General features: G+C 37.8%; 14 protein-coding genes and 2 pseudogenes. 4 read left to right on the plus strand and 12 right to left on the minus strand.

All coding sequences use genetic code 11. The features are described 5' to 3' along the window. Positions 1–8 precede the first annotated feature (8 nt). The 3 genes from pyrR to H6F39_RS04825 all read right to left on the minus strand — a co-directional run bounded on the left by pyrR (position 9) and on the right by H6F39_RS04825 (position 2095). Entirely contained in the window at positions 9–545 is a 537-nt protein-coding gene (pyrR, locus tag H6F39_RS04815; RefSeq protein WP_137907310.1) for a bifunctional pyr operon transcriptional regulator/uracil phosphoribosyltransferase PyrR, read from the minus strand. A 97-nt stretch (positions 546–642) separates the two neighbouring features. Beyond that, positions 643–1605 (minus strand): adenosylcobinamide-phosphate synthase CbiB, encoded by a 963-nt coding sequence (cbiB, locus tag H6F39_RS04820; protein ID WP_190372487.1) that lies wholly within the window; start codon positions 1603–1605, stop codon positions 643–645. Between the two features lie 46 nt (positions 1606–1651). Further along, on the minus strand, positions 1652–2095 hold the full coding sequence (locus H6F39_RS04825; RefSeq protein WP_137907312.1) for an RrF2 family transcriptional regulator: 444 nt from the start codon (positions 2093–2095) through the stop codon (positions 1652–1654). A 364-nt stretch (positions 2096–2459) separates the two neighbouring features. Between H6F39_RS04825 and H6F39_RS04830 the strand changes: the two genes are divergently transcribed. Further along, positions 2460–2870: an AbrB family transcriptional regulator gene (locus H6F39_RS04830; RefSeq protein WP_137907313.1), complete on the plus strand. Its 411-nt coding sequence runs from the start codon at positions 2460–2462 to the stop codon at positions 2868–2870. A gap of 74 nt (positions 2871–2944) precedes the next feature. On the opposite strand, the gene H6F39_RS04835 is transcribed toward H6F39_RS04830, so the two are convergent. Beyond that, positions 2945–4843 (minus strand): chloride channel protein, encoded by a 1899-nt coding sequence (locus H6F39_RS04835; protein WP_168359403.1) that lies wholly within the window; start codon positions 4841–4843, stop codon positions 2945–2947. A gap of 325 nt (positions 4844–5168) precedes the next feature. On the opposite strand from H6F39_RS04835, the gene H6F39_RS04840 reads away from it, so the two are divergent. Beyond that, positions 5169–5546, plus strand: a complete 378-nt coding sequence (locus tag H6F39_RS04840; RefSeq protein WP_137907315.1) for a hypothetical protein — start codon at positions 5169–5171, stop codon at positions 5544–5546. 247 nt (positions 5547–5793) lie between these two features. Here the strand turns inward: H6F39_RS04840 and H6F39_RS04845 are convergent. After that, positions 5794–7146, minus strand: a pseudogene (locus H6F39_RS04845) (ArnT family glycosyltransferase); the annotation flags it as partial. 253 nt (positions 7147–7399) lie between these two features. On the opposite strand from H6F39_RS04845, the gene H6F39_RS04850 reads away from it, so the two are divergent. Then, positions 7400–9004 (plus strand): hypothetical protein, encoded by a 1605-nt coding sequence (locus tag H6F39_RS04850; protein ID WP_137907316.1) that lies wholly within the window; start codon positions 7400–7402, stop codon positions 9002–9004. Between the two features lie 51 nt (positions 9005–9055). On the opposite strand, the gene H6F39_RS04855 is transcribed toward H6F39_RS04850, so the two are convergent. From H6F39_RS04855 to leuB, 7 genes and pseudogenes are all read right to left on the minus strand, one after another. Further along, positions 9056–10375 carry a recombinase family protein gene (locus H6F39_RS04855; protein WP_190396331.1) on the minus strand — a complete coding sequence of 440 codons (1320 nt, stop codon included), beginning with the start codon at positions 10373–10375 and terminating at the stop codon, positions 9056–9058. Positions 10376–10559: 184 nt separating this feature from the next. Then, positions 10560–11645, minus strand: coding sequence for an RNA-guided endonuclease TnpB family protein (locus tag H6F39_RS04860; RefSeq protein WP_137907317.1), 1086 nt, complete (start codon positions 11643–11645; stop codon positions 10560–10562). A gap of 56 nt (positions 11646–11701) precedes the next feature. Then, complete coding sequence (locus H6F39_RS04865; protein ID WP_236097082.1) at positions 11702–11833, minus strand: MerR family DNA-binding transcriptional regulator; 132 nt, start codon at positions 11831–11833, stop codon at positions 11702–11704. Between the two features lie 184 nt (positions 11834–12017). Next, the gene (accD, locus tag H6F39_RS04870) at positions 12018–12971 is read right to left on the minus strand and encodes an acetyl-CoA carboxylase, carboxyltransferase subunit beta (protein ID WP_137907318.1); all 954 of its coding nucleotides are present in this window, start codon (positions 12969–12971) and stop codon (positions 12018–12020) included. A gap of 602 nt (positions 12972–13573) precedes the next feature. Continuing rightward, positions 13574–13858: pseudogene (locus H6F39_RS04875) on the minus strand (hypothetical protein); the annotation flags it as partial. Between the two features lie 168 nt (positions 13859–14026). After that, positions 14027–14284 (minus strand): hypothetical protein, encoded by a 258-nt coding sequence (locus H6F39_RS04880; protein ID WP_137907319.1) that lies wholly within the window; start codon positions 14282–14284, stop codon positions 14027–14029. A 100-nt stretch (positions 14285–14384) separates the two neighbouring features. After that, a complete protein-coding gene (gene leuB, locus H6F39_RS04885) occupies positions 14385–15479 on the minus strand; it encodes a 3-isopropylmalate dehydrogenase (RefSeq protein ID WP_137907320.1) in 1095 nt (364 codons plus the stop codon). 696 nt (positions 15480–16175) lie between these two features. Between leuB and H6F39_RS04890 the strand changes: the two genes are divergently transcribed. Next, on the plus strand, positions 16176–19607 hold the full coding sequence (locus H6F39_RS04890; RefSeq protein ID WP_190396318.1) for a helicase-related protein: 3432 nt from the start codon (positions 16176–16178) through the stop codon (positions 19605–19607). Positions 19608–19609 lie beyond the last annotated feature (2 nt).

Genomic DNA, 19609 nt, shown 5'->3' on the forward strand with positions numbered 1-19609 from the left:
TAACAGTTTCAATTACTAATTAACTCTACAGCATCTCGTCCATCAATATCTTGTAAATAAACTTTAACAATTTCTTCTTTTGCTGTCGGTAATTTTTTACCAACGAAATCTGGATGAATTGGTAACTCTCGATGACCTCTATCTACTAATACAGCTAAACGAATCACTTCTGGTCTACCATATTCATTGACTGCATTTAAAGCAGCACGAATAGTTCTCCCTTTAAAAATGACATCATCTACAAGTACCACGGTTTTAGCAGTCAAATCAAAAGGAATATCGGTTTTTTCTGGAGTTCTCAAGCCAATTTGATCAAGATCATCACGATAAAATGTAATATCTAAAGCACCTACAGCAACACTAATATTTTCCAGAATTTCTATTTGTCGTGCTAATGAATAAGCTAAAGGAACTCCTCTAGTGTGAATACCCAGAAGTAACAACTGAGATAAATCTCGCGTTCTTTCCACAATCTGAGAAGCCATACGAGTTAATGTCCGACGCAGTTCCTCTGATGAAAGGATTTCAACTATTTTAGTAGACATAGGATTGGTAATTGGTGGTTGGTAATTGGTAATTGGTAATTTTTCATTATCTCGTTTCCATACTCTCCATAAGCACGAGATACTGGGAAGCAGATAACTAAGGTATTAAAAATATTGCTAATATTGCTAATCCTAACCACAATAAAAACGCATATCGGGTTAATTTTAAAGCTTTATCAATAGAATCTGGTGTAATGGGATAAATAGGATCTCCTAAAAGTGGTTTATGTTTAGCCACCCCACCATACCAATTTACACCTCCCATTTGTACACCTAAAACCGCAGCATAAGCGCATTCACTCCAACCAGAATTAGGACTAGGGTCTTTAATTGCGTCGCGGCGGCAAATTCGCCAAACATTTACAGGTTTGGTGGATAATAATGATAAAGTTATCACTGTTAGGCGACAGGGCAACCAAGTAAAACCGTCTTCCCACCGCGCACTAAACCAACCAATGTAAGTATAAGGTGCTTCCTTATAACCGATCATTGAATCTAAAGTGCTACTAGCTTTATATGCTAAAGCCAAAGGAACAGGACCGATAACAGGGATAAATGTACCAATAATAGTATAAAAAAGAGGAGCCATTACCCCATCCGTAGCATTTTCTGTAACAGTTTCCAAAACTGCTCGGAGAATTTCCGCTGCGGAAAGATTAGCTGTATCTCTCCCCACATAATTGCTTAAAATTTGTCGTGCTTGAGCTAATTCTCCATTACTTAAAGGTTGTAGAACTTCCATAGCTGCATTTCCTAAACTTTTGAGAGCGAAACAACTAGCTAGAAGAATGCTTTCCACAGTAATTCCTAAAAATGGATGTACCCCCTGGGCGATTTTAACTATTATCCACCCTAGCAACCCACTGGCAATAATGACAGTAATACCCAATATAATGCCCGCGAGACGCTGAGAAAAAGGATTTTGACAATATTTGAGGGAGAAATTACTCAAACGGTAAATTACCCAGCCCATGACCCGGACTGGATGCGGCCAACCCCAAGGATCACCTATTAAGTAATCTAACAATGCAGCCAAAATCAAAACGAAAGCAGATATCATTTATTATTCCTTGTTTCCTGATCCCGACCCCTGTTAAAACTAACGACTAAACCACAAAATTGGCCTCTTCACCAAGAGAAGCTTGCCAACTGCGAGCATCATAATAAAGATCAGCCAGGGTAATATTGTACAAAGCTTCTTTGAGCTTTTGGTTGAGCCTGTTCCAGAGAGAGGATGTTACCCAATCGGCTGTTTGAGAAGGTATAGGATGATTGAGAGGTAAATTAGTGATATTTTCACCAACAGCCTCCAAGATTTGTCCAATAGATATTTGTGCAGGTTTTCTGGCCAACTTGTACCCACCAACGCTACCACGAATTGATGTTACTAAACCAGCGCGACGCATTTCTATGAGCAGCTTTTCCAGATAGGGAGCGGGAATATCTTGACGTTTAGCGATCGCTTTAACTGATTCAGGACCATATTTTGGCTGTAAACTCAAATCTAGCAGAGCCTTCACACTGTAGTGTCCTCTAGTCGTTAGTTTCATCTATAGTATTCCTATTTAATTTTGAAAATGATTGATGAAAAAGCAGAAAAGGGGAAAGGAAAATCCCGGGAAACAACCATCCAGTTAACAATATATTTTTAGGACTGAGGCAAAATATCCCTCAAAGCCTTTTTTATTCGTGTTCTTCGCTCCTTCGTGGTTCATTATTCATTGACCTGTGTGTAAGTCCCGATCTTATAGAATTTCTGGAAAATATTGATGATAGTACAACAATTTTGTCCATGAGTGTAATATACTTGGCTAGAGTGATTGAAAAATTAAAGGAATCCTTTCCTATTAGTTCAATGTCAGCTAAAATAAAATTCACTTAACAACTTCAAAAATTCGTTTTCGACCCAAGTTAATGCCTAAACAGAAAAAAATTGAACCCCTAGTTGGCGAAGAACTGATCACAAAAGTCAGAGAGCTAGAAACCCTCAGCAAAGACGAGAAAGCTAAAGAGTGTGGCTACTATACTGTTACAAAAAATGGTGTAGAGCGTGTCAATATGATGAAATTCTTGAATGCCCTAATTGATGCAGAGGGTATTCAATTAGATAGTTCCCCTGGTGTTAATGGGCGTGGTGGTCGCAGTGCCAGCTATAGAATTAGTGTGCAATCAAATGGCAACTTGCTCATCGGTTCAGCCTACACAAAACAGATGAATCTTAAACCTGGAGATGAGTTTATCATCACCTTAGGCAAAAAACATATTCGACTCCGGCAAGTAGATTCAGAATCTTTAGAAGATGCAGAAGTAGAAGCTACAGTTTAGTTTAGTTCTGAGTTGTCAGTTGTCAGTGGTTAAGTTTTACCCCTGACGGCTGCACACTGATCTTCAATGTCCCTCTATACCTCTATATCGCTAACAGGTAGAACTGGTAAATAGCTATTGAGTGCTTTAGTAATTGCTGTTATATTACAAGTCAATTCCAGTTCCCTAAATTCTAGTAAACCCAGGATAAAATCGGGATTTTCCCTAGCTACCACTGGTAACTGATGTAAACCACGTAATGCCATGCGGTTTAAAGCTTCAGATAAAGGTTCATCAACCCAAGCATAAAGAATATCAGTAGTACAAATATCTATCAGTTTTTGGGTAGATAAAGTTCCGTGAATTTCCGGAGGCAAATTGGCGATATTTTGCCATAGAGAAAGAGTTCGCTTAATATCTTCCAGGGAAAGAATTCCCACCAATCTTCCTCCATCATCAATTATTAAAGCGCTGCGTGTACGTTCTTGGGTCATTGCCACCGCTGCCTCTATCACTCCCAGGGTAGCTGATAATTTTTGGGGACGAGTGTGCATGGCATCTGCGACTAACATTTGCTGCCACATTTCCACCTTTTCATCTTTCAACTCTGGCAAACCAATCTGTTGCAGATTAGAATTGGCATCTATTGTTGGTTTAATTCCTTCTACCAACCAAACACTTAGACCCACAGCCGCCATCAAAGGTAGTACAATGCGGTAATCGCGGGTTAATTCAAATAACATGATAATTGCCGTTAATGGCGCTCTGACGCTACCTGCTAAAACCGCCGCCATACCCACCATGGCATAAGCTGGAGGAGCAGCCATATATTTCCCCAGTTCTGGTGCTATCAAAACCAGAAATTTAGCATAAGTAGACCCAAAGGACGCACCTAAAAACATAGCTGGTGCAAATAGTCCACCGACAAAACCACTACCGGAACTTACTGCCGTCATCAGGAGTTTTAATCCTAGTAATATTAGTAATAGATTCAGGGAAAAATCCTCATCCTGTAGCATTGCTTGTACAGTTCCATAGCCAATACCCAAAATTTGCGGGTAGCGCCAACCTACTGCACCAATAATTACACCACCAATGATAGGCTGAATTGACTGAGGAATTTTCCCTAATAGCTTTAACCCTGGTAAATTCCCAGCAAAGCCGGCTTTAGCTAAACGAATTGATTCAGTATAAGCCAGAGAAATTAAACTCGCACCCAAACCCAAACCAAGATAAAGAGGTAATTCTAAGTAACTACGAACTTGATAAGCAGGTAAAGCAAAAGCCGGTTGTGAACCCAAGCCAATTTGACCAATTAAAGCGGCCACCACGGCGGCAAGTAAGACCACACTTACAGCCGAGGTAGCAAAATACGTAGTTCCCATGACTACTTCTAAGGCAAAAAATACTCCTGCAATGGGGGCATTAAAACCAGCGGCTAAACCAGCCGCCGCCCCAGCGCCCAAAAGTAACCGCTGGCGTTCCTGAGAGACTTGTAATATATCAGACAATAAAACCCCGAAATTCGTACCAATTTCTACACTTGGACCTTCGGGACCTAAGGACGCACCACTACCGAGAGAAACAGCCGCAGCGATCATTTTTGTCACTGGTCGTAGTGGTTTCTTGGCTTCCTTGCCTTGAGAAACAGCGATCAGAGATGAGAGTCCCGGTCCAAAATCCTGAGTGCGCCAACGCATCAAACCAACAATGATCCCACCTAGAGTAGGGACAGCGGCTAAAGTCCAAGCACCCCAGCCCCCAATCTGTCCCAGAAAATTTTCCAGCATCAAGTAGTTAATTAGCTGGATTAAATAGTGAAAGGTGACTATACCCATACCCGTACCACCGCCAATTAATACGGCTAAAAACAGCACTACTGTTTCTTGGGAGGGTTGAAAACGATTAATTAACTGGGTAAACTGAATGGAAGGTGTGGGAAAAGCAGGGGATTCCCTGACCTTCCTCTGGGAAGCAGGAGGCAAGAGAGTCATAGTCATTAACAACGGGGGTAAACTTAAGAAAAAATAAATCTATTTTTTATTTGTTATCTCTTATTGTGGTTCATTATGGGGGCAACTAGCCGATCAATAATTGATTAACTAAAATTACAAAATCTGTGGGAAAAAAGAATTACGCCTGGCGGTGCTGACAACTTGAGTTAAGATTGAAAGGAGTATGTCACCTGGACTTCCATTCTCAATCTGATGCTATTCTTCAAATAATTACAAGTAATTATGGTAGAGGTAGTAAATTTTAAGTAAAATTCAATACTGCTATTGTTATATAGAAAATCAAGGGATTAGGCGGACGAGGTAGATGAGTACAAATACTTTTGATAATCATTATGTTACTTGCCCAATTTGTCAAAGAAATAACAGAACAACGCCAATTAGGTCTTACATTGGTTTGTTTACCTGTCCTTATTGTCAAGAAAAGTTAGTTGTTTGCCAAAGTGGACATTATGTACGTGATCCGTTTATTTGGAGACAGATGATGATCTCTTCGGATCTCCGTCGTCAAAGCCGACCTTTAGCCAGGATGATCAGAGATTTTATCTCTATTAAACGTCCTCTTTTGTCTTTGGTGCTGGGAAGTGTGGTTTTTTTGGCTATTATGACTATAACCCAAAACAATACGAGTCAAGATAGCCAAGAAATTACCCGAATCGAAAGCATCAACAAGGTTGAAAAATAGATTTTTGTAGAAGCATGAACTGAATTTTGGATTTTAAATTTTGGATTGAAAACTCAAGATTTGCAAAGCTTTTAAGCCTTCAAATGTAAACACAAGAATAAATCTAAAATCCAAAATCTAAAATCTAAAATTGTTTAACTGCTAGATTCATATGATAGCCAGCCTGGCCTGGCCATCTGAATGTACAGATATATCAGTAGGATACTCACCTCATTATGCCTCATTTACTTGCAATATTGTGTAATTACCACATCCAATAATTAGATCTCATGAATAGAAATAGAGATATATAAGTTCCCCAAATGAGAATTTTTAGAAATTGCTTATCGCCTCGTTCTAGCAAAATTGCAGCTAAAGTCATAGTTAAAGCTACAGCCGCAAAAATGATCTGCAACTCAACTTTGTCTACAGTTCTCCAGCTAAAATAAATACTACCGGCAGAAGCAACCACCGCCAATATTGCTAAACTCGTTACCCAAGCACGGGGATAGCTTGAGAATAAAGGTACATTAGACATTTCTGTTAACCCAAACCCTAGGGCTAAAGCCAAACTAGGATAAATGGGGAGTATGTACCAGGGAAGTTTGACGCTAATGAGGGAAATAATGAATAAATAAACGCCAAACCAGACAATAATCAGTTTTGCCCAACTTAAGTTATTATTCTCCCAGGTGATACGGATAATTTGGGGTAGAAATATCAACCAAGGCCATGTCCACTTACAGATTTCGAGGAGATAATACCAAGGTGGTTCTGAATTGCCATTAGTACCATTAGTACCATTAGTACCATTAGTACCATTAGTAATAGTTTTGATATCGGACGAAAACATATTGATATCAAGTCTCAACGGATAACCATAGTGGAATAGCTCAAACCCATACCAACAAAGTACGGGTAGACAACCAATAAAAATACCCATCCAGAAATAATAACAAGTTAGCAGTCTGGGTGTATCCCAATAGAGAAATACTAAGACAATTGCACCCAAATAAATGCCCGTTATGCCTTGAATTAGACAAATTAAGCCAAAACTAATGCCTATACCTAAACAGTAGCGTAAATCTCGACGCGATCGCAAGACAAACCACATCATCAATATCAAAAAACTGACAACTGGGCCATTTAATATGGCCAACCTGCCATAACAGACAACAGGCAGCATTGTCAGATAAATTAAAGAACTATAAATAGCTACCCAACGTTGGCGAAATATTTCTCTACCAATACAATATAACAAAGGTACAGAAATTGCCGTCAAAATCGCACCGGGTAGCCTGGTTGTCCAATGGTTAACACCACCCAGGGAATAAGCTCCGGCAATTAGCCAGTGTATAAGGGGCGATGTATGATGATAGGGTTCACCATCTAAAGTGGGGTAAAGCCAGCGCATTGAATCTGCTGGGGCTTGCCAAATTTCCCGTGCTACCTGTGCCACAATTGTCTCATCGCCATTTTGTAAAGGCAACCCCCCCAGATTAATGGTAAACAATATTACTGCTGCCAATAGCAATACTAGCAACCAGAGCCAATCAATCTTCTTTTCAACCACACGGTGTTGTTTTTCCAGATGAGTCCAAACAAAACTTCCTTCTTGCATATTTTATTGGTAATATTATGACTGCTGGGGTTCATTACATAGAGATCAGAGGCAATCTCCAGTTTTACCATCCAGAACCTATATTTTAAACAATGGCTATATCCCAAATTAACTCAGTTTCTCAGGAACAGAGATAATTTTTTGGCGAAGATTTTCTTATTAATTTTTTAAAAAAGTTTACAAGCATTTTCCCTATTAAATGATATAAATACTACTATCAGAAGTTAGTCAATTATCCCTAAGGAGAATGTCAATGAACCTACCTTTCATTTTAGATGTGGCACTAGGCCTAATTTTTATTTACTTAATTTTAAGTCTACTGGCTTCAGAAATTCAAGAACTAATAACAACATTGCTGCAATGGCGTGCTGAACACTTGAGAAGATCCGTGGAAATTTTCTTAGCTGGTGATGCTCAAAATTCAGAAAAGCCGGAAGTAATTCAACTAGTTAATAGAATTTATGGCAATCCTTTAATTCAAAGCATTAATCAAGAAGCCAAAGGTTTATTAGCAACTTTACCGCGCCGGGCGACTTGGGTATTTGCTTCATTCTTTAGTCTCTTGAGAAAGTCTAACTCTAGATTTAAGAAAGAAACTGTTTTTGGTGATCAAAAACGTAGTGCGCCTTCCTATATTGGTGGAGACAATTTTGCCAATACTTTTATGGATACCCTACAATTGCCAACTCTGGTAAAAAAGATAACCCAAATCAGGCTAGAGAAATTCAAGAAAGAAAATTTAGATGAGATTATACAAGTTTTAATTACCTTGGAAAGTAGCATTAATAATCAAGAATTATCGAGTGATTTTGCTAAAAGTATTGCTAAAGATTATAAGCAGTTGGAATTTGAGTATAATCGCATTGTTAATGAATTTCAAAACGAAAAATATGATATATACATGAGTATAAATCTGATGAGAGATAGCCTGGACAAATATATATATTGTTTCGAGTCCAATATGGAAAATCATGAAGATATTCTCGATAAACCTTTACGGGAACTAAAATTCCTGAGAAAAGATATTTTTGAAGATCCAGAAAAAGCCATAGTTCTGGGAGGGCTAAAACCTAATATCAATGAAATTGTCAAATCTATTAAAAAAGGTAGTGATATTCATGATGAAGTTATAGCCAACCTCCAAGACAAAGATAGTGAAACTTATAAAAAAGTTAAAGAACTAATTGATATTTTACCAGATTCTGTAGTCAATGGTATTGAAACTATGGCCAAACGGGTGCAAATGAGAGCTAAAAGCACGGAAGAAGGAATTACTCTCTTGCGGAAAGAAATTGAAAATAGTTTTGATAGTTCTATGGAAAGAGCCGGTGGTGTTTATAAACGAAATGCAAAAGGAGTTGCCATTTTAATTGGTATAACTTTAGCTATTGCTACTAATACAGATACTTTTCATGTTATTAACCGTCTATCTAAGGATTCCTTATTGCGGGAAATAATTATTAAAAAGGCTGTAGAAGTAAAATCATCTAATGATTTAGGTATGAATCAACCAGATCCTAATGAGCTTTTAAAGGATGTTGAGTTACCAATTGGCTGGACAATCCCTAACTTAACACAGCAAATTTGTGGAGATGATGTTTCTGCGGAAAATGCAATTTTTTGTGTAAGAGTAAAAAATGGTCAATCAAATGTTTCTGTAACGGAAATTGACTGGAAAAAGTTCCAAGTTAGTAATTCACCTATTTTCAGAGTTTTGATTATGATTGGTGGTTGGTTTATTAGCGGTATTGCTATTGCTATGGGTGCGCCCTTTTGGTTTGATTTATTGAGTAAAGTTATGAATGTGCGCAACGCGGGTAAAAAAGGCAAACAATCATCTAAAAATCAAGATGAATAATCTGAATAACGTAGATACCTGACTTCTTAAATAAGTCGGGTATTTAGTAATTTAGAAAATAAAAATTATCTGTAAATTCCATTCTTGATTTTGGCGAATAATTTGAATTTGTTGGATAAATTCGCGGAAGTAAAATCGTCGTTCTACTTCTGATAAATCCAACCAAAATTGGGGAATGGAAACAGCTTGAGCCACAGAACGCAAATTAACAGGAGGAAGAATGGCTAACTGAGCTTGAAGTTGAGAAATTTCTGTGCGGAGTTTGTAAGCTCTTAATTTTGCGGTTTCTGGATCTAAAATTCCAGTTTCTATAAAAGTGGGTAATTTCTCAAGAATTTCTTGTTGATGAGATATACTATCCCCTAAACTATTTTTAATAGCATCTAATTGGGGAAAATTCATTCCTGCTACAGCTAAAGGTAAATCTCGACAAACACTATCAATGGTTTTTTCTAAAACTACTTGGTAAGGAATAGCACGACATTTTGGTTGTTGAGGACAGTTGATTGCGCGTAAATATAAATACTCTTTATCCTGATGATTTTGGGTAACACGAGTCACAATCATCTGTGACTGACATTGATCACAAATAACTAAACCAGCTAAAGAACGGGGCGCACTAGCAGTGCGTGGTGGTAAAAGGCTGTTGCGTCGCAATAGTCTATCAACTTGCGCGGCTTCGGCTCTGGAAATGATAGCTGCGTGGGTATTAGAGATAATTTCACTATTTTGATAGGCGGTATCACCTCGATAAACTGGATTAGTTAACCACCGTCTCCCCGTAGTTACGGATATATTTTTGCCGTATTTTTTACTTAAAAACCGAACAGAATCGCGTAAAGAACCATAGAGTAAAAAGTGTTCAAAAAAATCTTTGACCACAGGTGAAGTAGTTCGATCAATAATATATTTACCATATTTACCCTGTCCTCTGCGGTAGCCATAGGGTGATTTTCCGGGTGGTGGTGAAGCTTCAAGACGATTACGAGCGTGTCCTTGACGAATGCGGCGACTACGGTGTTGATTTTGAATTTCTTGTAATAATTCTAGTAGTTCAGACCGGATTTGACTAGAATTGGATGTGTATGGTTGTTGTGTCGCAATTACTACGACTCCCATTGTTTCCACTTGCTTGAGGCGATCGCTTACTTCTGTTAAAGTATCACCTAATTCTTCTAAGTGCCGAACTAGTAGATAATGGACGGTTTCTGTTTGAGTTTGACAGTCAGTTAATAAGTCAGTTAATAATTGTTGTAGTTGGGTACGCTTTCCCAAATCCTGATAAATTCTATCTACCTCCCAACCCCAGTCACTGTGAGTGGGAAGAACATCTAATAGTGGATCAGTATAAGTATAAACAATTATTTTCACCATAGTCACGCAATTTTAGATTTGAGATTCCCCACGATTTACCCTTTGGGAACGTTTTGCGTACACCGCTATATAAAACCTACTCAAATCTACCTATCTACTGATAGGCTGATCCTTGAGTGTCGTTTACTTCCTGCTTCACTCTAAAAGTGTCGGCACTACTCAGTTCACAGGCTAAGACTGTCTAGCTGACAGCTTTTGAGAGATTAATAGCTGCGTTTAAATCCCTGTCGCATTTCCATCCACAGCTATGACACTCAAACACTCTTTCACTCAATGACAGAGTTTCTTTTTTGACTCCACAATCAGCACAGGTTTTAGAACTAGGAAACCATCTATCAACTATGACTAATTTTGAGCCGTACAGTTGACATTTGTACTCTAATTGTCTCCTAAATTCATAAAACCCCATATCAGAAATTGCCTTGGCTAGTTTATGGTTAGCTAACATTCCTGACACATTTAAATCCTCTATCACTATCACACCGTGGTTTTTGGCTACTAGCGTAGTTAACTTATGTAATGTATCTTTTCTGATATTCGCTATCTTTCCATGTAACTTAGCTATTTTCAGTTGGGCTTTTTTCCAATTGTTTGAACCAATGACTTTATGTCTGTTTAACCATTGTAATCTCCTGAATTTATCTTCATACTTTTTATAAGATTTAGCACCTGTAATTACTTCACCTGTAGATAATGTCGCTAGGTTTTTTACTCCCAAATCTACACCGACAATATTGGTTAAATTAGATGCTTGTGGTTTTACTTCTATTTTGAAACTAATAAACCATCTATCAGCTTGACGACTGATGGTGACAGACTTAGGTATAACTTGTGGTAATCTTTCATAAGTCTTTAATATTCCTAGTTTGGGAACTTGAATTTTATTATTACCCAAGATTTTTACTGTTCCTTCTAAGGTAAAACTGTCATGTTTTCCTTTCTTTTTAAATCTGGGGACTCCTGAGATTTTTTGAAAACATCTATCCCAAGATTTTCTTAAATTCCTTAATGCTTCCTGTGGGGCTGATTTAGAACATTCATAATACCATTGATTTTCAGGTTTAACTAAAGCTACTAACCATTTATGTAAATCTATTGCTGTAGGAAATTTGATTTTTTCTTGAGGATTATTTTGGTTATGGTGTAATATTTGTTTAGTTAATGATAATCCCCAATTCCAAGCATGACGGGCTACTCCACAGTGTTTTACTATGTTTACCCGTTGATTTTGGTTGAACTTTAACTCAGTTTTAAAGCCTAGTAGCAATATCTTTTAACTCCTCTATAATTTTCTGGTTTTTATGACTTCTCGACCCATAAAGTCTAGCAGAAAATACTGTTATGTCCATTTGGGGTTCTTTCTGGTATTATTTTACCATCTAGTTCCCATCTTCTGAGAGTGGAAATACTCACACCTTTTAATTTTGCTGCCTCTGATATAGTTAATTTAGTCATATCTCAAGTATACAAGTATAGCATACTCATTGATGAGATATGAGTAGATTTAGATATACATTTTGATTCAGTTACTAGCCCCCGATTGTTTATAAACTTGTTCTGGGGTTAGGTATTTCATCTTGCGGTTAAATCCGATTAACCCCAGTATACTACGTTATTTTGAGATTAAATGACCAGACTCCTAATCAACAGCGGTGGAACTCAATTTCACTGCTTCCCATAAAACCATGTTTGGTGAGGTGGTGGGGAGAGGTTGATGGAGAGCAATCAGTTGTGTTAAAGTAGCCTTTAACTGTGTACGGGGGACGATATCATCAACAAACCCATGTTTAAGTAAGTCCTCCGCAGTCTGAAAATCTTCAGGGAGTTTTTCCCGCAAAGTTTGTTCAATTACCCGTCTTCCAGCAAAACCAATTGTTGCTTTCGGTTCAGCGATGATAATATCACCTAACATGGCAAAACTGGCGGTAACACCTCCCGTGGTAGGGTTGGTTAAAACGGGAATATATAATAGTTTAGAATCTCGGTGACGTTGTAGGGCGGCGGATATTTTTGCCATTTGCATTAAAGACAGCATTCCTTCCTGCATTCTCGCACCACCAGATGTGCAAATAATGACTACAGGATAACGCCTTTGGGTAGCTTGTTCAATCATGCGGGTGAGTTTTTCCCCGACGACAGAACCCATACTTCCACCCATAAATCGGAAGTCCATGACCCCTAATGCTATTGGAAGGGTATTAATTTGCCCTAACCCAGTTTTAACTGCATCTATCAGTCCTAGTTTTTCTTGGGTTTCTTTTAAACGATCAATATAGGGTTTGCGATCGCGGAATTGTAAGGGATCGGTTGGGCATAAATCTTCATCTAATGGTTTCCATGTATTAACATCAATTAATTGACGAATACGCTCATCACTATCAACCCGATGATGATAACCACATTCACTGCAAACCATTTGATTGGCTTTCAAATCTTTTGTATATGTTAAAACACCACACTTAGGGCATTTATGCCATAAACCATCAGCAATTTCCCGTTCTTGACGTTCTAAGTTGCTACTTCCCGATTTACGGCGATTTGCGAACCAATCCAATAGAGATTTTAAACCGCGTGATTCTTCGTTATTTGCCATTTTTATCTGAATCTAATTAGGTATGAGGTCAAAAATGATCAATATATTGTGATTGACATTAAGCGACCCGGAGGTGGAGATTGAGAGTTGTAGATTTTGGATTTGAGAAGGTTAGAATTATGACTTTTGTAACTGCTTTGACCTGGATGATTGCTTAGATATTACCAAAATCTAATATCTTCATGGGGTGATCACAACTACAGTCAGAAAGGATAAAGATTTGGATTGATAAAATCATCAGCATGAGATAAAAAAGATTTAAAAGTTTGATGTTAATATCCGGGTAACAATAATCTCATATATTGACACTCTCTGGTCTAAAGACACACAGATTCTTTAAGACTTGCTTAAAAGGAATAGTCAATTATTCCGCTACACGCTCAAAACAACTACCAGTACGACAGGTATTGCAATTGCGCTTACTTTTACGTTTTTTTGCTTTCCGAGTCCATCAAATTTTGGCGGTATTACACTCCATATTTTACCTTTACTTGTTTACCTAGGCTACAGTCAAATGCTGAAACGAGATAAATCAGGGGTTTCTCCTTATTAAAATACTTCTTCGTGTAGATGGTTGTTCTTACTTGCGGTTTAATTATATCTTATGCTCGGCGAATAAATTCGCTGTTGGCACTTTCTCCACTGTCTAAAGCCAAGTGGCTTCCGTGCCTTTCGGCAATTTTCTGGTGAGACAAAATAGTGTCACTGCTAAAGACAGTAATTACCGCACTTAAAGCTAGAAATGGTCCAAAGGGCATTTTTTGACCCATTTGCTGACGGGAGAGGATAATTGCTCCACTTCCTATTAATACACCCAAAATGCAGGAAATAAAACTCGCTAGTAGTAAATAACGCCATCCTCACCATGCTCCCATCATAAGGGACAGGGGACAAGGAGGACAAGGAGGACAGGGGGACAAGGAGGACAAGGAGGACAGGGGGACAAGGAGGACAAGGAGGACAGGGGGACAAGGAGGACAAGGAGGACAGACAAGAGATACAGAGATTAGATTTCTATTGTTTTCCCAAATGTACAATTAATTTTGCCCAGGTAATTAATATATATAGGATTCGATTTGATTCAACGGGATAAAACATTCCTGTGGTAACAGCACTGGGTACTGAGTAAAAATAACTTTCCCCCGATGAGTGACTCGACTGATGGCGACTCCTGTAGCTTTTCCTACTATTTCCGGGTGTACTTCACAGTAGGTATAGTAAATTTGACTAGCGGCTTTAATTATATTAGGGTCAATCAAAGACGGTTGATTTTTTTGTGGAAAGTTTGCTTGTTCTTGTTTTAAAGCGTACACAATTTGCTTTTATATAAGTTATAGATTTGCTGCCGTTTGACAAACTTAGTTTATCTGAAATTTTTAACATTATAGATGTTAAAACTTCCAGATTTATACTTTAACGTGATTTTAACTCAAGAATTTGTATCAGTGCTGCGCCCATAGCCCGACAACCGACAAGCTGCATTCCTGGTGACATAATATCTCCTGTGCGATAGCCTTGTTCTAAAACTTCTAAAACACTATTTTCAATTAAGTCTGCTGCTTCTGGCTGATTTAAAGCATAACGCAACATCATGGCGGTACTTAAAACCTGTGCTAAGGGGTTAGCTTTGTCAAGTCCTGCAATATCCGGGGCTGAACCGTGAACTGGTTCATAAACACCAGGACCATCAGCACCCAAACTAGCAGAAGGTAACATTCCTATACTACCGGTTAACATAGCGGCTGCATCTGAGAGAATATCACCAAATAGGTTTCCTGTGACAATCGTATCAAATTGTTTGGGAGCGCGAACTAATTGCATGGCCGCATTATCTACATATAAGTGAGATAATTCAACATCAGTATATTCTGCGGAAAGTTGTATCATGCGATCGCGCCAAAGTTGAGATACTTCTAATACATTGGCTTTATCCACAGAACAGAGTTTTCCGCCGCGTTTTCGTGCCGTTTCAAAGGCTACGCGCCCAATACGTTCAATTTCTGACTCGCTGTAAACCATGGTATTTACACCGCGTTTTTCTCCGGTTTCCGTTGCAAATATGCCCTTAGGCTTACCGAAATAAATGCCGCCAGTGAGTTCACGCACGACCATGATATCTACACCTTCGACAATTTCCCGTTTGAGACTAGAAGCGTCAATTAACTGGGGGAGAATTTTCGCAGGGCGTAAATTAGCAAATAGCCCTAAACCAGCCCGCAGCCCTAATAAACCTGCTTCTGGGCGTAAATTGGCACTAAGAGAGTCCCATTTGTAACCACCGATAGCCGCGAGTAAGACGGAATCACTATGCCGACACTTATCCAATGTGACAGCAGGGAGGGGTTCACCGGTTTCGTCAATAGCAGCGCCACCAATTAAAGCCGTGGAAAATTCAAAGTTAATATCAAAGGTTTGACTGACGCATTTTAGCACGTCCACCGCGACAGCCATAATTTCTGGACCAATGCCGTCGCCAGGTAGTAGGGTAATGTAGTATTTTTGGGTCATGGTTGGGTTTTGCTGGGTGAATGTTTACAGATATAAGTAGGTTGGCGTGAAAAATTGTCGTTATGACAAGGGAACTCTTAACTCTTAACTGGGAACAGGGAACTTTACTTTTCGTTACTTATGTCGGTTTTTTTCCGTTTATCTACTTATGTTGAGTTTTTGGACTAGTTGACTTTTTGTGGCACACCCACAGTGATCAGGTTTAACAGAGTTTCGTCTTCTGTTGATTAACCTTCTGAGTTAAAAATACTCTTAAACGAGCGCCCATATCTCAATCACTTTACTAGATGTTTTCTTCGTATTTACTTATCTTTACAGATTTTGGTTGTTTCACCCCAACTTACTTGTCAGTAAATCAAAAACAATGTAGGATAAAGGAGAACACGGTCAGTGTGATTATTAATCAAATTTTGGCAATTCCTTATGCACTTAAATAAATCTAGTCAGCGGATTTTATGGCAATCCCAACCGATGACAATGATACCTGAGAAGGGGGAGATGGAACTACCTAAATCCTGGAGATGGCGTGAATGCGATAGCGCAAGCGCTGACTTGTCAGTTCGCTGGTGGCACAGATAGTGATAAGTTGGATCTAATCAAGGTATAAAATCAAATAAAAGTATAATTAATTTTGCTTTATTACTTACTTCTAATAACGCACTTACGAGACTTACCCCCTTTACAAAGCAACGCTAAATGATATTAGACAACGAAAAATATCGGAAAGTTCATGAGTGGATGACAAAATATACAGAGGAAGGTACTGTAGACATTGTTACAGGTTATTTTACTGTTGGGGCTTTAGCTTATCTTTCTCAGCAAATTAATCATAAAATTGCTAAATTTCGACTAGTGCTTGGGGATATTGTTAACCTAGATCAAGTCGAGAATCGTCCGTTAGATTTACTAAACGAGAATATTACGATTGAAGCGGCTCTGAATCTTAGTCTTTTGGCACAGGAAGCCGTTATTTTTTTAAGACAGGACAAGGTTAAAGTAAAAACTTTAGAGCCAAATTTTTGTCATGCTAAGTGTTACTTATTTGAGCCATTGAAGGACGATGATCGCAATAAGTATTTTATTTCGGGTAGTTCAAACTTAACTGAGGCAGGAATTGGCCTAAAGCATACAAATAATTTAGAATTGAATATTGCTGAGACGGGGAATAATCATCAATATAAAGAATTGGTAAAATGGTTTTATTCACTTTGGATAAAACCTCAAGCTCATCAAGAAAAAACTCTCTTATTGAAAGATGGAACAACTGAAAAAGTAGATTTTAAGCAATATCTAATTCATGAAATTGAAAAAATATTTATTAAATATACTCCCAGAGATATTTACTATAAGATATTATTTGAGTTGTTTGGTAATCAAGTTTTGGAAATTGAGAATGATCCAGACTTTAATCGTCAAGTTGGTAGATTAGAAAATACTGCTATTTTTACTGCACTTTATGACTTTCAAAAAAAGGGTGTTCTGAGTCTGATTCGGATGCTACAGAAATATAATGGAGCTATTTTAGCAGATGCGGTGGGTTTAGGAAAAACTTGGAGTGCTTTGGCTGTGATGAAGTTTTTTCAAATGCAAGGACGGGAAGTTATATTACTTTGTCCTAAAAAATTAGAGAGTAATTGGAGACGCTATAAGGAAGATCAAGCATCAAAATTTGAAACCGATAAGCTTAAATTTTTCATTCGTTTTCATACTGATATGAACAGCGATCGCCTAAATTCCTATCATGATCGCGCTGATAAGTTTTTTTGTGATGACAAACCCAAATTAATTGTCATTGATGAAAGTCATAATCTCAGAAATGACAAATCTAATCGTTATAAATTTTTAGTTGATCAAATTTTAAAAAAGAATCAAGATATCAAAGTTTTACTGATATCAGCAACTCCCATTAATAATTCCTTAAATGATGTCAGAAATCAATTTAAGTTAATGGTTCAAGGTGATGTACATGACTATGATAGCAAATTAGGTGTAAAAAATATTGATTATTCCTTTAAACAAGCACAGACTATATTTAACGAGTGGCGCAGAGATACAAAACCTCAAATCGGCAATTTTATTAAAAAGCTCTCAGACAATGATTTTTTTAGGTTAACAGATTCTCTATTAGTTGCGAGAACTAGAAAAATGGTGGAAGGTCAACAGACAAATTTAGTATTTCCTACTAAGATAAAGCCTAAAAATTTATTTATAACACCACATCAGCTTGGTAATTTTGAAACCTTTGAGGAATTGTTTGATCATTTTCCACCGATGTTATCAGGATATCAGCCAGCTTTTTATTTAGATGATGAATCAAATCAGCAAAAAGACGCTAAGAAAGATATATTACGCGATGAAAAATCACGCGATCGCTTTCTAGTTAAGATGATTTATATCTTGATGGTGAAGCGATTGGAGTCTTCTTGGTTTTCCTTTTACTCAACAGTTGAGAAAATCAAAAACCATCATCAAAATGCTTTAGATAGGATTAAAGCATATCAAGCAAGCAAGGTGAAAACAGCATTATTAGAAAATGATGTTTATGATTTAGAAAATGATGAAAATGATGAAAATGATGATGATTTTACTGAAGCAGTTGAACAATATACCTTAGGTAAAAAACGCCCGATTAGGATCGCGGAAATTGATCAAGCTGGTAATTTGGATAAATTTAAGGAGGATCTAAAAAAAGATTTAGATGCTCTCGATAAGCTGTCTGTCAATTTGCAAAAGTTTCATATCAAAATTGATAAAGAAATTAAGAAGCCCAATCAGTTTAAATCCTGTGATGACAAGTTGGAGAGACTGATTACAGAAATTATCGAAAAGCGGAAATCAGGGGCAAATAACCATAATCAAAAAGTGGTAATTTTTACAGTCTATCGTGATACAGCGATGTATTTGTTTAATCAGCTTCGAGCTAGAGGTTTTGACAAGATGGCGATTGCATCGGGGACAGGCTCATACTCAGATGATAGCGATCGCCAACAGTCTATGGAAGCAATTCTCGAAAGATTTGCACCATATACCAAGCTATTTTGTGAAAAGGAATGGTCTTTTAGCTCTGAGAAACAAGGGTTAGAAGCTTTTGCACAATGGCAAGAATGGGTTAAAGATAATCACCCCCAGACGTATCAAAAGCTGAATAATCCTCTTGATATCTTGATTGCTACGGATGCTCTCAGTGAGGGACAAAATTTGCAAGATGCTGATATGGTGATTAATTACGATATTCATTGGAATCCTGTGCGAATTATTCAACGCATGGGACGGATTGATCGCTTGGGTAGTCCTAATCAACAAATTTTTGGGATTAACTTCTGGCCATCAGATAATATTAATTCCTATCTCAATTTGCAAGGACGGATTGAGCAACGAATGGCAACGATGAAGTTGGCGGGAGCAGAGGTGGATCATCAATTTTCTGATAGTTTTGCTAAGATGGTTCATGATGAAGAGTTTGATCAAAAGATGAATGATTTGATGATGCAGCAAATGCAAGTCACTTGGGATGATATTGAAGTAAGCGATCAAGGGTTAGGCTTTGATAGTTTGTCTTTGGAGCGATATCGTCAGGATTTATTAGCAGAATTTAATCGTGACAAGGATAAATATCGCCAAATGCCCAAGGGTGTCTATACGGGATTTGTAGCAGAGCAGAAATCTGGTGTTAGTGATGATTTGAGTGATGGTATCATTGCTTTGTTGGGGTATCCTGCCAAACCAGCTAAGAAATTAGATCATCAATATCAGGTGTTTGATTTAATTTACATTGATAAATCAGGTAAATTAATTTTAAAAAATCAAAAAGAAGTTTTAGATTTGCTAACCTTGTATAAAGATAATGAGCGTTTTGTACCAGATGCAATTGATCGTGGTGAAGCAGTGGTAATTGCAGAGTTGGTGAACGCGCTTAAAACTTGGTTAAGCAGTCAAGCAGTGCAAACTGAGGAAATGGAAGATGGTTCTATCAAAGAAACAATGGGTAATGAAACGCTGGGAATTTTGCAAGGCTTAAAAAAAGGTAACAAGGCTTCTATAGATAGGATCAAGCAAAATGTTACAGTTGATGGTAAATATCAGCTTAATAATTTCGACTTAATCAGTTGGGTTTTATTAACGGTATAAAA

Origin of the sequence: Dolichospermum sp. FACHB-1250 (assembly GCF_014696335.1) — a bacterium.
Classification (GTDB): Bacteria; Cyanobacteriota; Cyanobacteriia; order Cyanobacteriales; family Nostocaceae; genus Dolichospermum; species Dolichospermum planctonicum.

Coding starts and splice junctions, on each gene's coding strand:
- H6F39_RS04850 (WP_137907316.1), top strand. CDS start 7,400: ATGAACCTACCTTTCATTTTAGATGTGGCACTAGGCCTAATTTTTATT.
- H6F39_RS04865 (WP_236097082.1), bottom strand. CDS start 11,833: ATGACTAAATTAACTATATCAGAGGCAGCAAAATTAAAAGGTGTGAGT.
- H6F39_RS04840 (WP_137907315.1), top strand. CDS start 5,169: ATGAGTACAAATACTTTTGATAATCATTATGTTACTTGCCCAATTTGT.
- H6F39_RS04825 (WP_137907312.1), bottom strand. CDS start 2,095: ATGAAACTAACGACTAGAGGACACTACAGTGTGAAGGCTCTGCTAGAT.
- H6F39_RS04890 (WP_190396318.1), top strand. CDS start 16,176: ATGATATTAGACAACGAAAAATATCGGAAAGTTCATGAGTGGATGACA.
- leuB (WP_137907320.1), bottom strand. CDS start 15,479: ATGACCCAAAAATACTACATTACCCTACTACCTGGCGACGGCATTGGT.
- accD (WP_137907318.1), bottom strand. CDS start 12,971: ATGGCAAATAACGAAGAATCACGCGGTTTAAAATCTCTATTGGATTGG.
- cbiB (WP_190372487.1), bottom strand. CDS start 1,605: ATGATATCTGCTTTCGTTTTGATTTTGGCTGCATTGTTAGATTACTTA.
- H6F39_RS04835 (WP_168359403.1), bottom strand. CDS start 4,843: ATGACTCTCTTGCCTCCTGCTTCCCAGAGGAAGGTCAGGGAATCCCCT.
- H6F39_RS04830 (WP_137907313.1), top strand. CDS start 2,460: ATGCCTAAACAGAAAAAAATTGAACCCCTAGTTGGCGAAGAACTGATC.
- pyrR (WP_137907310.1), bottom strand. CDS start 545: ATGTCTACTAAAATAGTTGAAATCCTTTCATCAGAGGAACTGCGTCGG.